14 protein-coding genes are annotated in these 14566 nt (G+C 44.6%); 4 read left to right on the forward strand and 10 right to left on the reverse strand.

What is annotated here, in order from left to right; all coding sequences use genetic code 11:
- The 5 genes from B1K52_RS14160 to B1K52_RS14180 form a co-directional block, all read right to left on the reverse strand.
- A partial coding sequence (locus B1K52_RS14160; RefSeq protein ID WP_373022654.1) for an ATP-binding protein occupies positions 1–830 on the reverse strand: 830 nt, incomplete at its 3' end.
- Between the two features lie 439 nt (positions 831–1269).
- Positions 1270–2697 (reverse strand): protein adenylyltransferase SelO, encoded by a 1428-nt coding sequence (locus B1K52_RS14165; protein ID WP_077309323.1) that lies wholly within the window; start codon positions 2695–2697, stop codon positions 1270–1272.
- 86 nt (positions 2698–2783) lie between these two features.
- A complete protein-coding gene (locus tag B1K52_RS14170; RefSeq protein ID WP_077309325.1) occupies positions 2784–3212 on the reverse strand; it encodes a CoA-binding protein in 429 nt (142 codons plus the stop codon).
- A gap of 17 nt (positions 3213–3229) precedes the next feature.
- A complete protein-coding gene (locus B1K52_RS14175; protein ID WP_077309327.1) occupies positions 3230–4750 on the reverse strand; it encodes an ABC transporter permease/substrate-binding protein in 1521 nt (506 codons plus the stop codon).
- Positions 4747–5814 (reverse strand): ABC transporter ATP-binding protein, encoded by a 1068-nt coding sequence (locus tag B1K52_RS14180; RefSeq protein ID WP_077309329.1) that lies wholly within the window; start codon positions 5812–5814, stop codon positions 4747–4749. The genes B1K52_RS14175 and B1K52_RS14180 overlap by 4 nt, the downstream gene beginning before the upstream one ends.
- Before the next feature lie 176 nt (positions 5815–5990).
- Here B1K52_RS14180 and plsY point away from each other — a divergent pair, with 176 nt between their 5' ends.
- The 3 genes from plsY (at position 5991) to yidD (ending at position 7887) form a co-directional block, all read left to right on the forward strand.
- Complete coding sequence (gene plsY, locus B1K52_RS14185) at positions 5991–6593, forward strand: glycerol-3-phosphate 1-O-acyltransferase PlsY (protein ID WP_077310610.1); 603 nt, start codon at positions 5991–5993, stop codon at positions 6591–6593.
- A gap of 114 nt (positions 6594–6707) precedes the next feature.
- Complete coding sequence (folE2, locus tag B1K52_RS14190; RefSeq protein WP_077309332.1) at positions 6708–7640, forward strand: GTP cyclohydrolase FolE2; 933 nt, start codon at positions 6708–6710, stop codon at positions 7638–7640.
- 4 nt (positions 7641–7644) lie between these two features.
- The gene (gene yidD, locus B1K52_RS14195) at positions 7645–7887 is read left to right on the forward strand and encodes a membrane protein insertion efficiency factor YidD (RefSeq protein WP_077309334.1); all 243 of its coding nucleotides are present in this window, start codon (positions 7645–7647) and stop codon (positions 7885–7887) included.
- An 11-nt stretch (positions 7888–7898) separates the two neighbouring features.
- Here the strand turns inward: yidD and B1K52_RS14200 are convergent, their stop codons facing one another.
- The 5 genes from B1K52_RS14200 to acnA form a co-directional block, all read right to left on the reverse strand.
- Positions 7899–8216, reverse strand: a complete 318-nt coding sequence (locus B1K52_RS14200; RefSeq protein ID WP_077309336.1) for a hypothetical protein — start codon at positions 8214–8216, stop codon at positions 7899–7901.
- A 3-nt stretch (positions 8217–8219) separates the two neighbouring features.
- Positions 8220–8639: an acyl-CoA thioesterase gene (locus tag B1K52_RS14205; RefSeq protein ID WP_077309338.1), complete on the reverse strand. Its 420-nt coding sequence runs from the start codon at positions 8637–8639 to the stop codon at positions 8220–8222.
- The gene (locus tag B1K52_RS14210) at positions 8636–10885 is read right to left on the reverse strand and encodes an AAA family ATPase (protein ID WP_306278127.1); all 2250 of its coding nucleotides are present in this window, start codon (positions 10883–10885) and stop codon (positions 8636–8638) included. The genes B1K52_RS14205 and B1K52_RS14210 overlap by 4 nt, the downstream gene beginning before the upstream one ends.
- A gap of 67 nt (positions 10886–10952) precedes the next feature.
- Positions 10953–11393 carry a TlpA family protein disulfide reductase gene (locus tag B1K52_RS14215; protein WP_179106564.1) on the reverse strand — a complete coding sequence of 147 codons (441 nt, stop codon included), beginning with the start codon at positions 11391–11393 and terminating at the stop codon, positions 10953–10955.
- An 88-nt stretch (positions 11394–11481) separates the two neighbouring features.
- Positions 11482–14190 (reverse strand): aconitate hydratase AcnA, encoded by a 2709-nt coding sequence (acnA, locus tag B1K52_RS14220; RefSeq protein ID WP_077309342.1) that lies wholly within the window; start codon positions 14188–14190, stop codon positions 11482–11484.
- Positions 14191–14434: 244 nt separating this feature from the next.
- Here acnA and B1K52_RS14225 point away from each other — a divergent pair, with 244 nt between their 5' ends.
- Complete coding sequence (locus tag B1K52_RS14225) at positions 14435–14560, forward strand: small acid-soluble spore protein P (protein ID WP_077309345.1); 126 nt, start codon at positions 14435–14437, stop codon at positions 14558–14560.
- Positions 14561–14566: the final 6 nt, after the last annotated feature.

A 14566-nucleotide genomic window follows, 5' to 3' on the forward strand; every position in this document is an offset into this window, starting at 1 on the left:
TTCAACAAATTATTACGGCGAGCGTACTCATTAAATACACGCGTCATCCCGGACTTGGCACCCGCTTCATGGGTTCCGCCATCCTTTGTACGAACGTTGTTGACAAAGCTTAACATTGTCTCTGTATAGCCATCATTGAACTGAAAGGCGAAGAATACCTCAATCGCTTGCTGTTCGCCTTCAAAGGCAACAACAGGATGGAGCGTATCTTTTTCCTCATTCAAGTAATCAACGAATGACTGCAGACCGTCGGGATAAAGGTAAGTCTCCTCTTTTCCGCTTCGCTCGTCCTGGATATGGAAAGCTACTCCCTTCAACAAGAAAGCTGCTTCACGAAGACGCTCGGTCAGTGTTTCATAATTGTAAGTTGTCGTCGAGAACATAGACGGATCGGGTTTGAAGTGGATACTTGTTCCTGTCTTTTTCGTTTTCCCTGACTTTTCAAGCGAAGTAGCAGGCTTTCCGCCATTTTCAAAACGCTGCGTGTAAATAAATCCATCGCGATGAATTGTCACGACTAGACGTTCAGACAAAGCGTTTACAACGGAAGCGCCAACACCATGCAGCCCTCCGCTTGTGCTGTAGCCGCCTTGACCAAATTTCCCGCCGGCATGCAAAACAGTGAATATAACTTCAGGTGTTGGTCTTCCGGTAGCGTGCATACCAGTAGGCATTCCCCGCCCGAAATCCTCCACCGAAATACTGTTATCTTTGTGGATGATCACATTAATTTTTTCTCCATAGCCTGCCAGCGCTTCATCCACGCTGTTGTCAACAATTTCATAAACTAAATGATGTAAGCCCCGGCTGTCGGTGCTACCGATATACATGCCCGGTCGCTTTCTGACCGCTTCAAGTCCTTCAAGCACTTGAATTGAGTCATCTGAATAATGCGATGTTTGTTTAACCAATGCAACATCGGCTCCCTTCTTCGAACAAAAAGAACTGTTTCCAAGTCTTCTTCAGCACACGCTGAAGAGACAATACGCTATGTTCATCATAACACCGAACATACGTTTGTGTAAACTGGCCCCCTTGGTTAGCAGAGTCCAGTGTGTGCCTAATTAAAAGTAGCAGAATAATGCCAGTCAATCAATCCACATTTTGGGATTCACCCAAATTAAACGGTTGCTGAGAGCCTTTATAATAGTCATTTTTAAAATAAAATCAATCGATTGCTGCGTTTTCTATACAAATTGAAAGTCTCTGCTCTCTAACTATACGCCTATTATGTTATATATGTATACCTGCCCGAGGGCAGGTGGTGTATCATGTACCGCAAAAAGTCTGAAACGGTTCGTCTGGTTCAGGGGGATTGGCGGTGTACTTTGGATCAATGGATGCGTAGCTGTAAGGTTTGGAGACAGCTTCCAATAAGGAGTCAAACAACGTATAATCGCCATTTCCCGCCGCATCCAACGCCTCTTCTACCAGATAATTGCGCGGGATTACATGTGGATTCGCTTTTTGCATCGTCTGTCTGACTGCTTCTGGACGCACAGCGCTTGTGCGTTCATCCCACCGCTTTTTCCAAGAAAGAAAATCTTCGTTTGGTTCAAGCGTTGCCAAATCACCAATGGTCAATGCACGGAAAGTGTTCGTATAATCCGCACCTGTCTGCTCCATCCACTTTAGCAAATCTTCGACAAGCACTTCATCACCTGCTGCCGCTTCCTGTATACCAATTTTCCGATACATAATTTCCAGCCAGTACTTTCGGTAAATGCGCGGATACTCTTTTAAGATTGCCTCAGCTTTTTTCACCGCTTCCTCAGGTACGGCGTCAAGTAGCGGCAGCAATGTTTCCGCAAACCGTGCTAAATTCCAAGCGGCAATTGGCGGCTGATTCGCATATGCATAGCGCCCTTGTACATCAATGGAACTAAAAACAGTCTTCGGATCATATTTATCTAAAAAGGCACAAGGTCCGTAATCAATCGTTTCTCCGCTAATGGTCATATTGTCGGTATTCATCACACCATGGATAAATCCAACACTCACCCATTGGGCAATTAAAGAAGCCTGACGATCGACAACTGCTTGGAAGAAACGTAGATAACGGTCCTGTTCACCAGCTAATTCAGGATAGTGGCGTTCGATACTATAATCTGCCAGAGCGGTTAAGTCTGTTTCCGAACAAAATCTGCGTGCATATTCAAAGGTTCCAACACGAAGGTGACTTTTGGCTATTCTAGTCAGTATTGCCCCAGGCAGTACTGTTTCGCGATAGACAGGATCGCCTGTCGAGACAACAGCCAAACTGCGTGTTGTTGGGATGCCAAGTCCATGCATCGCTTCGCTGATAATATATTCACGCAGCATAGGTCCGAGCGCTGCCCGTCCATCTCCGCCTCGGGAATAAGGAGTTCTTCCCGCTCCTTTCAGCTGCATATCCAGTTTCTCACCAGCAATGTTCTGCCACTCCCCAACAAGTGTGGCTCGTCCATCGCCAAGCATAGTGAAATTCCCAAATTGATGACCAGCATAGGCTTGTGCAATTGGCTTGGATACTGCTGGGAAGCGATTGCCTGCCACCACGTTCAGCATGCCTTCTTGTTTGATACCGAGCTGTCCTGCTAGTTCTTCATTCCATTTGATTAGCTTCGGTTCGCTTACAGGATTCGGCTCCATCTCCGAATAAAAGACTTCCGGCAGTTTGTTTACGTATGAGGCGTGCAATTTATCGTCTAAGTACATGTTCCTTCCCCCTTTTTCAAGTTGGTACGTCTTATTATACGCGAATGAGACAGAAACCCCACCTGCTGAGAGCAGATGGGGCAAGCTTAATTATTGGAAGGTCCGACGAGTACACTATGTGCTACTTTAATGCAAAGATCCATCATGACCGTAAATCCTTCTTGTTTCAAATAGGCAGCTGCTTCTTCATCATAAACGCCTTGCTGCGCCCAAAAAACACGAGCATTTGTTTTACTGGCTTCCCTTGCCAAGTCAGGTAAGTACTCCGGCCGCCGGAAAACATTGATAATGTCGATTTGGTCTGGCACTTCCGCCAAGGAAGGGTATGCTTTTTCGCCAAGCACTTCGGTTATTGTCGGATTGACAGGAATAATACGATATCCTGCCTGCTGCATCGCCTGTGAAACACCATAAGATGTGCGAGTGGGAGAGTCAGATAGTCCAACTACCGCAATCGTTTTTGCTTTTGTTAAAGTATCACGAATTACGCTATTCTCAGGATTTTTAAATGTCATGTGCTTCTCTGCCTCCTTTAAAGTAGTCCTTCTTGTTCTAAAAATTCTCTTGCTACTTCTTTTGGTTTCTTATCTTCATAATCGACTTGATAGTTCATTTCTGTCATCTGCTCATCTGTTATTTTCCCTGCGAGCTGACTCAATATGTCTGCAAGCTCTGGGTATTTATCAAGTGTTTCTTGACGCATTAGCGGTGCGCCTTGGTACGGCGGGAACAAATTCTCTGGATCATCCAGTGTAACGAGGTTCAAGTCCCGAATGTAGCTGTCTGTGGAATACGCATCAATTACATCTACATCGCCAGATTCAATTGCTTGCTGACGAATACCAGGGTCCAACGTCTTCAGTTCACCGAATTTTACCCCATACACATCCTGAATACCTAGATAGCCATCTTGGCGATCGCTGAACTCTAAAGTAAAGCCAGCCGTCATATCGTCATCGATACTTCGAAGATCGCCAATCGTTTCTAAATTGTTTTCTTCTGCGAAAGATTGCTTCACGGCAAGTGTGTACGTATTATTGTATGCCATTGGCTCGAGATACGCCATGTCAAAACGCTCTGCCATGCCGGCTTCTGCTTGGTGATACACCAATTGCGCATCATTCGTCTCGGCTTGTTCGCCTAGGAATGTTACGAGAGCTGTTCCGGTAAATTCTGGATAGATATCGATACTGCCGCTCTGTAATGCTTCAAAAAGGAAATCCGTTTTCCCGAGATTCGTCTCTAATTCTACTTGTAAATCAGTCTGATCTTCAATCAATAGTTCATACATATTAATTAAGATAGAAGGCTCGGCACCTAGCTTGCCGCCGATAACTAAATCAGCTTGATTATCTTTGGCAACCACAAATGGTGTCACAACACCGATAACAGCTACAAGTAACAGGACTAAAAGTGACTTAAACCCGAATTTTCTGCTGGTACGTTCAAATACCCGAATAACCAAATCCAATAAAATAGCTAATAATGCTGCCGGAATTGCACCAAGCAAAATCAGATTTACATCACCGCCGCGATCAATTCCTAACAGAATGAGTTCTCCCAATCCTCCAGCACCAATCAATGCAGCAATCGTTGTTGTCCCAACAATCATAACCATCGCTGTCCGAATTCCTGCCATGATGATAGGCATCGCCAATGGCAGCTCGACTTTGCGAAGACGCCGGAAACTGTTCATTCCCATGCCTGTTGCAGCTTCTTTTAGTGCCGGGTCTACGCCCGCGATACCTGTATAGGTGTTTCGCAGTATCGGAAGCAGAGCATAGGCGATAAGCGCCACAATCGCCGGACGTGTTCCGATACCAATCAGTGGTATTAAGAATGCTAAAATAGCCAGGCTGGGTATCGTCTGCAGAACGGCTGTTACAGCAATAATCGGTTCCGCTAATCTTTTAGACCGGCTCAGTAACAAACCAAGCGGTACCGCAATTGCAATACTGATAAGTAAAGCGATAACTGATATTTGCAAGTGTTCGCCTAAAGCTGTCCAAAAAGAATCACTGCGCTGCTGAAAAACGTCAAGAAATGCATTCATTGTGTCACCACTCCATTCTTGACTTCCGTTTTACTGGCCAAAAAGCGCAGCAGCTCTTGCTGGGTTATCGTACCCATCACTTTATTGTCTTTCGTTACCGGCAAAACACTCGTTCCAGCTTCCTCAAACACAGCAACAGCATCTAATACATTCATGTCATTCGGCAATTCGCCTACGTCTTGCTGCTTCCCGTTTTCTACAGCACAAAGTAATTCGCCTTCACTGCCGGTTAAAATATAGGCAACGTCTTTGTCATACTGACCAGCTTCAAAAGCCTCCATTGAGAGCATATGTGAAGCAGTTCGAGAAGCGACGATGTCGACAGCAGTCTGCCAAGGTGATTTCTTGTCTCCGATAAAGCTTCGTACAAACGAATCTTTTGGCTCTAAAATCAAGTTCTGCGGGGTGTCTACTTGCACGATTTCGCCAGCTTTCATGAGACAGACACGGTCTCCAAGTGCCGTTGCTTCGTCAATATCATGCGTAACAAAAACGATCGTTTTCTTGATTTTCTGCTGCAATTTGCGTATATCCTTCTGCAGCCCTTCTCTGCTGAGTGGATCCAACGCACTGAATGGCTCATCCATAAGCAGAATTTGCGGATCAGCGGCAAGCGCCCGAATCACACCAATACGCTGCTGCTGACCGCCAGATAGTTCAGACGGCATTTTTTTCATGTAAATGGAAGGTTCCATTCCGACCATCTGCATTAATTCTTTTGCGCGGTTCTGGATATCTTTTTTCTTCCACCTTTTCATCTCTGGTACAACCGCAATATTCTCTTCCACTGTCATGTGCGGGAACAACGCAATCTGCTGCAAAACATACCCAATATTCCACCGCAGTTCATTGATGTTATAGTCTTTTAAGCGTTTGCCACTTATGTAGATATCGCCTTCTGACGGTTCTGCCAGCCTGTTGATCATTTTCATTGTTGTCGTTTTGCCGCAGCCACTCGGCCCGATCAATGTAAGCAATTCACCTTCTTGAATTTCGAGATTGAAATTCTTGATTGCTTCCGTTCCGTCTCGGTACGTTTTACTTACGCCTTTAAATTGAATCATTTAGTCACCTCGTTATGTATGTACAACAAAATCATATCATTCACTTTATTACCCTTGCTTCTAGGGAATTAATCCTATACTATGTAAAAAGTTATGCTATCCTATGATACTTCGTGCTAAAATGGATTAGCAAGTAATAGGAACGCCTTAGCTGTTAAAGGAGAATGAGAATGGTAATGGAATACATATTATTCATCCTGCTCGCCTATATCATCGGTTCAATTCCATCCGCACTGATTGTTGGGAAAGTAGGCTACAATATAGACGTCAGAGAGCACGGTAGCGGCAACCTCGGTGCTACAAATACATTCCGCACACTTGGTAAGAAGGCTGGGATTATTGTTTTAATCGCTGACATCTTAAAAGGGACAATTGCGACTATCCTGCCAGTTCTATTCGGACTTGACCTTTACTTACTCGTCATTGGACTAGGCGCAGTCATCGGTCATGTTTATCCAGTATTTGCACGCTTTAAAGGCGGAAAAGCAGTTGCCACATCCGCTGGTATTATTCTTGGTGTAAACGCACTGCTCTTCTTGATTGTCATCGCAAGCTTTGTACTCGTATTGCTGCTCAGCAAATACGTATCACTTGCTTCCATGACAGCAGGAGTCGTCAGCGTTATTGTTTCCATTTTTATTGCGCAAGACCTGATACTAACGATTGTTCTCGGTTTACTCGCAGTGTTTATTCTGTATAAGCACCGACAGAACATTGTCCGAATCATCAAACGGGAGGAACCGAAAGCGTCCTTCCTCGTGAAAAACAATTCCAGATAATCGGGATTGTTTTTTCTTTTCCGGATAATTTACCCGGCTCAGACAATTGAATTCCCCTTGATGCATCGGGTATACTTTAAGCTAGTCCATAGGACGCCTGAAAGGAGTACAAATATGCAACACCTACACACACCAACAAAAAAACAGCTGCCTGCGAAGGCAGAACGTCATAAATTATTCGGCTCCGTGCCGCCCGGTGAGAAGACAAAACCGGAAAATAAAGCTGAGATGGCTGATTTACAAAATACGAAAAAGAACTTTTTATTCCATATCGATGCAGTCGGTATTGCGAATGTGAAGCACCCTATCCAGGTGATCAGCAATACAAGCCCGGCAATGCAGACAACAATCGGAACATTTGAGTTTACTTCCAGCATTCAGCAGGACAGTAAAGGGACGAACATGAGCCGTTTTACCGAGCAGTTGGATATGTACCACAAAAACGGCTTCACTGTTTCTGTACAAAGTTTACAAACTTTTGTAGCCGAGCTTGCTGATCGTTTGAAACAAGACGATGCGAAGGTCAAGGTAACTTTCCCGTGGTTCTTCGAAAGAAGTGGCCCTGCATCTGGGATGACAGGTTTAAATCATGCGGATGCTTCTCTGGAAGTGTCTTATCATAAAGAGACTGGTTTCCGTACAACAGCTAAACTGTCCGGAACTGTCACCACATTATGCCCTTGTTCAAAGGAAATCAGTGAGTATAGTGCGCACAATCAGCGCGGTATTGTTTCAATGGAAGTGCAGCTGACGGATGCCTTCAACGAAGATGTGCAAGACTGGAAAGAAGATTTGATTGAAGCTGCCGAGAGTAATGCCAGCGCTCGAATTCACCCGGTATTGAAGCGCCCGGATGAAAAAATGGTAACAGAAACAGCCTACGAAAACCCTCGTTTCGTTGAGGATATGGTTCGGCTGGTAGCAGCTGATTTGTATGAGTTGGATTATGTGGAGAAATTCACCGTATCCTGCAGTAATCAGGAATCAATTCACTTGCACGATGCTGTCGCTACATTAAGCTACGACAAACGCGACGAGATGGAGTAAAACGATGGACAAGGTATTTCTAGCCTTGATCCGTTTTTATCGCCGTTTTATTAGCCCGCTAACGCCGCCTACTTGCCGTTTTTATCCAACGTGTTCACAATACGGATTGGAAGCAATTCAGATGTACGGCGCATGGAAAGGCGGCTGGCTCACGATTAAACGTATCTCGAAATGCCAGCCGTTTCACCGAGGCGGATTCGACCCTGTCCCAGGCTGCGGTTGTGAACAGCATGAAAAAAAGCAGTAATCCCTCGTGGATTACTGCTTTTTCTGTTGTGTGAGTCCAAATCTTTCTATTTGTTCATATTGCTGCTCTGCCTGAAGAATACGCCACTGATAGTCACCAATCAAATCAAAATGAGGCAAATCACCGTGTTCATCAATCCAAGCTTCTTTCAGCCCATACTGCGCCCCCCATTTTATCAACTTCCTTCGGTCCGCACAGCCTGCTTTGGTAACCGTCTTTTCACCAGGAAAACGATCGTCAAGCCAATAGTGCGTCAAGAAAGCAACTTCCCCGTTACGAACTTGCTGTTTCCAGCGTTTCAGTTCTTCCCGCTTCACACCAAATGCCATTGTTTATGCTTCCAATGCCTTTGAATAAGCAGCATGCCACTCTGGCAGAGAACGGCGAATGGAAACAGGCCGGAAGTTTTCCTTTTTCACGACGGTGTGCGTACTTGTACCAGAGACACATAGCTTCCCGTCTTCATTCCTAATTTCATAAGCATACTTCGTGCGAATACCATCGTAAGAATGAAGCCACGTTTCTATGACCGGCTTTTCCCCATATCGTACTGGATAATGGAAGTTTAATTTCGCATCCACCACTGGAGAAAGAAAGCCATCTTCTTCCATAGCAGCATAGCGCAAACCTAATGTTTCAATAAAATCTGTCCGGCCGATTTCGAACCACACAAGATAATTCACATGATATACGACACCCATTTGATCTGTCTCACCGTAGCGTACACTTATTTTTGATGTTGAACTTTTCATAAAGCACTTCTCCTAACCATATTCCAAGCATTCTCTATGTCTGCCTTATTTAACATATCCATATCTGTTTGCTCTTCTTCTATCAAGCGCAGCGATTGAAACTGAATTGCTTCATCGAGCAGATTTGTTACAAACCGTCCATTACCTGGCACCGTTTCCGTGCTCAGCTGCTCCTTCAAGAAATCTTCTGCCTCTTCTGCAAGGGCATAAGCATAGTTTTCCATTGCCCGCTTAAAGATAGCGACAAGCTCCTCACTGTTATAATCAGGAAACACAAAATATTTCTTGAAGCGAGAAGCAAGCCCTGGGTTGCTGTCGATGAATCGTTTCATCTCTTGCTGATATCCAGCGAGTACGACAACAAGGTTTTCATTGTGCTTTGTCATCTCATCCACAAGCGTATCAATTGCTTCCTTCCCGAAGTCCTGTGCTCCTCGGAATAAGCTGTATGCTTCGTCGATAAACAGCACGCCCCCAAGCGCATCGCGAATCACTGCTTTTGTCTTAGCAGCTGTCTGGCCGACATAACCTGCAACTAAGTCACTTCGGGAAGCGACAACAAGATGTCCGCGCTTTAGCAATCCGCGCTCTTTCAGTATCCCAGCGTATATTTTGGCAATTGTCGTCTTACCTGTTCCTGGATTCCCGGTAAATACGGCGTGCAGCTGAATTGGTACAGCTGGGGCTCCTTTGCTTTTGCGTTCTTGCTGGATTTGAACGAAGGAGGATAGCTTCTTCACTTCATTTTTTATCGTTTGCAGACCAATCAGCTGCTCGAGCTGTTCCAGCGGTTCTGATGCGTCTTCTGCTTTGTGCGGATTATTCACATCTGCAGATGAGAGCTTCATGTGATCAATCCAGGAGTCAGCCGTTAAGTTTCGATCAGCGCCTTTTTGGAAGATAATACGCAGTACAATATCACGTACTGTTCTTGCATTACCGAATGTATCATCCACTTTTGATTGCTCAATATTATCTTCTACAAGTCGTAAAGCTTCTTCTGTAAAGAAGAAATCATTCGAAAGCGCTGTATTTTCAGCAATTTGCAGCAATTCCTCTGTCTTAAAGTCTGGTAACTCCAAATAGTTCTGATCTGGTATTCGGCTGCGCAATCCTGGATTGGCAAAAAGAAACTGACGAGTTTCCTCTGGGTACCCAGCCAGAATGACAGCAAATCTGCCGCCATATTCGTTGCTTGTCATACTCGATACCAGTGTATCAATAACTGCTTGTCCATAATCATTGCCGCTTTGCCCTTCTCGTTTAAGACTGTATGCTTCATCAATAAACAAGACCCCGCCAAGTGCTTGCTGCACATAATTGGTTGTGTTTTCTTCACTTTGCCCAAGGTAAGAACCAACCAAATGAGAACGGTTTACCTCCACCACATGGTCCGATTCCAGCAGTCCGAGTTGATGATAAAGCTTTGCCAGTAATCTGGCAATTGTCGTTTTCCCTGTCCCAGGATTTCCAGTGATAACCATATGCAATCCTGGTTCATCTACCATTTGGAAGCCAAATTGTTTTCGTTCTTGCTGATAGCGCAAATAATGGTAATAATCATGGATATAATCTTTGACCTCTTGTAAACCAATCAGTTGGTCCAGTACTTCAAGCGGACGGTTCGCACTTGCCTGTGTCAGCACATTCGGCAGTGCATCCTTTACAGCTATTAATGACTTAGTTATCTGCTGAACGGTAGCATTCATCGCAGATACAGGGGAGCCTGTCTTTCTTTTTTCAATCGTTTCAATTGTTTGTTCCAAAAGAACAAGTAAATCCTCTAATTCTTCATAAGACCGATTATAAGCAGCTGCCAACTTGTTCGTCCCGCTTAGTCGGCGCGGATAAGTTTGCATTGCTTCTGTCAGCTGGTCGTGCAAACTTTGTGATTTTTTAAGCTTCGCAGGATCAAAGTCTGTTTCTCGTATCGACCATTGCGGCAAATCGGTGTTTATTAGCGTTAAGTAATATTGGTTCACCTGTGCAAACTGATCAATCTCCTGCACAATTGGATGAGTACGCTCAGATGCCGCCAACAGCTGCTTGCTAATTGGATCTTGCTGATGCACACGCATGATCCGATAAAACGCTATGATTCGATATAGTCCTTGTTTTAATGTTTCTTCTTCATCTGTTAATTCCGATGCCATACGTAACGCCTCTATCTCAGATAGAGGCGGTGTAATATCCATCGAACTCCATGCAATTACTTGTTCAATCAGGGTATTCTCTGTCTGTGCCACAAGTATGCCCCCTTTTCTCTAACAATTATTTTAGCATACTCGAGCCATACAGGTGAACTAACGGACACTAATCTGTCCACTTCTCCAATTGTTCTTTTGTAACAGGTCCTGGTATTACTTGCTGCTTGCCATTTTTAACGATAACAGTGAACGGAATTGCCTTTTGACGGAAGTGAGCTGCTACCTCCCCTTTTTCATCCAAGTAAACAGGTACATGCAGGTCACTCTTTTCTGTAAAGTTCCTTATTTGCTCGCCGCTTCGTTCACTTTTTGTTGCGTTCACACTGTACACATGGACACGATTCCCTGTGCTGTCAAAAAATGCTTCCAGCTCGGTTAAATCCTCCATACACGTCTCACACCACGTAGCCCAGTAGACGAGAACGATTGGTTTTTTATCGCTATGTGCAAGCAGCGCCTCCACGGATTTCAATTCCAATGTTTGGGCATGGACTATAGACGGCATACTTATTAGAAATAAGGTTAACAGTATCGTTATTCGTTTCAAATTGATTCCTCCTCGCCGTTTATTTTGGGCGAAAAGAAGCCATACTAACCAAAAAAAAGAAGCAGCCATATCGGCTGCTCCTTCCTCCTTATGCATGCTGCAACTTATTACGAAGCACCATGTTCAAAATACCGCCATGACGGTAATAGTCGATTTCTACTTCACTGTCAAATCGTGCGACCGCATCAAATTCAGTTACTTTGCCATCTTCAGCAGTTGCTGTTACTTTCACGATATCTCGTGGTGAAACATTCTCATCAATAGCTACACTGATACTCTCACGACCTGTCAATCCAAGAGAATCCGAACTTTCACCTGGCTGGAACTGCAATGGCAGCACACCCATCATAACAAGGTTGGAACGGTGAATACGCTCGAAGCTCTGTGCAATAACAGTCTTAATACCAAGCAAGTTCGTACCTTTTGCTGCCCAGTCACGTGAGCTTCCCATACCGTAATCTTCACCAGCAAAGATAGCCAATCCTGTCTGATCAGCTTGATATTTCATTGCTGCATCATAAATCGGCATCACTTCATCTGTCGGCCAGTACGTTGTATAACCGCCCTCTGTGCCCGGAGCCAGCTGATTGCGGATACGGATGTTGGCGAATGTACCGCGCATCATTACTTCATGGTTACCACGGCGGGAACCATAAGAGTTGAACTCACGAGGCGTTACACCTTTAGACTGCAAATATTGACCTGCTGGCATGTCTTTGGCAATGGCACCTGCAGGAGAAATATGGTCCGTCGTTACGGAATCGGCAAATTTCCCGATTACGCGCAAGCCTTGCAGCGGCTGTACTGTACCGCTTCCTCCAGCGATATTCTCAAAGAAGGTCGGATTTTGAATATAAGTTGAATCCTCATTCCATTTGTACAGTGGCTGATCCGTTGTTTCAATTTCATTCCATTTTTCATTAGAATGGAACACATCTTCGTACTCTTTGCGGAAGATTTCCGGCGTTACGACTTGTGCAACTGCTTTACGGATCTCCTCATTTGTAGGCCATAGATCTTTAAAGTAAACATTGTTACCGTCTTTGTCTGTTCCGATTGGATCATTATTCAAGTCAACATCGACCGTACCAGCAAGTGCATACGCAACTACGAGCGGCGGAGATGCCAAATAGTTCGCCCGCACAAGCGGGTGGATACGACCCTCAAAGTTACGGTTACCGGAAAGAACAGATGCTACCGTCAAATCATTGGAAGCAATCGCCTCTTCGATTTCCGGAGACAACGGACCGGAGTTACCGATACAAGTTGTACAGCCATAACCAACAAGTGTGAAGCCTAACTGATCCAGATACGGCGTCAAGCCTGCATCCGCCAAGTAACGCGTAACAACTTTGGAACCTGGAGCCAACGATGTTTTTACGTAAGCTGGTACATTCAGTCCTTTTTCAACTGCGTTCTTCGCTAGAAGCCCGGCACCAAGCATAACGTATGGGTTGGATGTATTCGTACAGGAAGTAATCGCAGCAATTGCTACTGCTCCTGTTTTCATTGTGGATGTTCTGCCATCCGGATGATTAATATCAATCGATTTATCAAATTCGCTCTTGTCTAGACCGAATCCTTGGTTCCCTGCTGGAGCAGTAATTGAATCATTGAAAGACTTCTGCATACCAGAAAGCGGGATAAGATCTTGCGGACGTTTTGGTCCGGAAAGATTTGGTTCCAATGCAGAAAGATCGATTTCAACCAGTTCCGTATACTCTGGATCACGTAAGTCCGAGGAATACCAGAAATCATTCTCTTTCGCATATTTCTCAACTAAGTCAATCTGCTCTTGGCTTCTGCCTGTCAGATGCATGTAGTTAAGTGTCTCGGCATCAATTGGGAAGAACCCGCATGTTGCACCATATTCAGGCGCCATGTTAGAAATAGTAGCACGGTCTGCAAGCGGCATGTCCGCTAGTCCAGGACCAAAGAATTCAACAAATTTACCGACTACGCTCTTCTGACGCAGTACTTGCGTTACTTTTAACGCCAAGTCAGTTGCAGTAGAGCCAGCTGGCATGGACCCAACAAATTTAACGCCAATAACATCTGGTGCAGGGAAGTAGGATGGTTGTCCAAGCATACTCGCTTCTGCTTCGATACCGCCGACACCCCAGCCTAGTACACCAAGACCGTTGATCATCGTCGTATGAGAATCCGTTCCGACGAGCGTATCCGGATAGGCAGTATAAGTACCTTCTGCATCTTCAGTTTCATGAACAACATTTGCTAAGTATTCCAGGTTTACCTGGTGGACAATTCCAGTTGCAGGCGGAACAGCACGGTAGTTATCAAATGCTTTTTGCGCCCAATTTAAAAATTCATAACGTTCTTTGTTTCGCTCAAATTCCAATTCCATGTTCACTTTCAGTGCATCCTGTGTTCCGTATTTATCAACCTGAACAGAATGGTCAATAACAAGATCAACAGGGATTTCAGGGTTAATGCGGTCTGCATCTCCGCCTAAATCCACCATTGCTTTTCGCAAGGATGCCAAATCTACAACTGCCGGAACGCCAGTGAAGTCCTGCAGGATAACGCGGGAAGGCTTGAATGGTACATCGGTAATGTCCCCATTCCCCCAGTTCGCTAAGCCTTCTACATGCTCGTCCTTAATGGCAAAACCATCATGCTGACGAATCAGCGATTCAAGCAGCACACGAATGGAGAATGGCAGCCGGGAAACTGTTCCGAGCCCTTTCTCTTCAAGCGCTTTCAATTGATAGTAATTGTACGTCTTTCCGTTTAATTCAAACTGTTTTTTTGCATTGTATGAATTATTACTCACCATCGTATGAACAAACCCCCTTGTGAATTGCCTGCCCTATCACAATCTTATGATAGAACAGCACGAGCTAACATTGATTTGCACTTTTTATTCTAAATGAAAACGATTCATAAGTAAATTAATTAAGAGCAAAAAACACGCGTAAAATGGGGAATCCTAGCGCATTTTGCACTCCTCCTAAATATTTTGATAACACTCGCATATTGCTTCTTAGCAGAGGGATAATAGGTGATGTGGAGGTGAAGAAATGGGAGAAAACAAAGGGAAACAGCGAAAGCACCCAGAGAAGGTTAACGAGCCGCTCAGCGGTTCAAAAAAAGTCAAAAACAAAAATCATAGCAGACAAAAACAGCATAGTTCTCATGATATGTAAAAACAA

The organism is Terribacillus halophilus (genome assembly GCF_900162685.1).
In the GTDB taxonomy this organism is placed as follows: domain Bacteria; phylum Bacillota; class Bacilli; order Bacillales; family Amphibacillaceae; genus Terribacillus; species Terribacillus halophilus_A.

Coding starts and splice junctions, on each gene's coding strand:
- acnA (WP_077309342.1), bottom strand. CDS start 14,190: ATGGTGAGTAATAATTCATACAATGCAAAAAAACAGTTTGAATTAAAC.
- B1K52_RS14225 (WP_077309345.1), top strand. CDS start 14,435: ATGGGAGAAAACAAAGGGAAACAGCGAAAGCACCCAGAGAAGGTTAAC.
- B1K52_RS14200 (WP_077309336.1), bottom strand. CDS start 8,216: ATGGCATTTGGTGTGAAGCGGGAAGAACTGAAACGCTGGAAACAGCAA.
- plsY (WP_077310610.1), top strand. CDS start 5,991: ATGGAATACATATTATTCATCCTGCTCGCCTATATCATCGGTTCAATT.
- B1K52_RS14165 (WP_077309323.1), bottom strand. CDS start 2,697: ATGTACTTAGACGATAAATTGCACGCCTCATACGTAAACAAACTGCCG.
- B1K52_RS14175 (WP_077309327.1), bottom strand. CDS start 4,750: ATGAATGCATTTCTTGACGTTTTTCAGCAGCGCAGTGATTCTTTTTGG.
- B1K52_RS14180 (WP_077309329.1), bottom strand. CDS start 5,814: ATGATTCAATTTAAAGGCGTAAGTAAAACGTACCGAGACGGAACGGAA.
- folE2 (WP_077309332.1), top strand. CDS start 6,708: ATGCAACACCTACACACACCAACAAAAAAACAGCTGCCTGCGAAGGCA.
- B1K52_RS14205 (WP_077309338.1), bottom strand. CDS start 8,639: ATGAAAAGTTCAACATCAAAAATAAGTGTACGCTACGGTGAGACAGAT.
- B1K52_RS14170 (WP_077309325.1), bottom strand. CDS start 3,212: ATGACATTTAAAAATCCTGAGAATAGCGTAATTCGTGATACTTTAACA.
- yidD (WP_077309334.1), top strand. CDS start 7,645: ATGGACAAGGTATTTCTAGCCTTGATCCGTTTTTATCGCCGTTTTATT.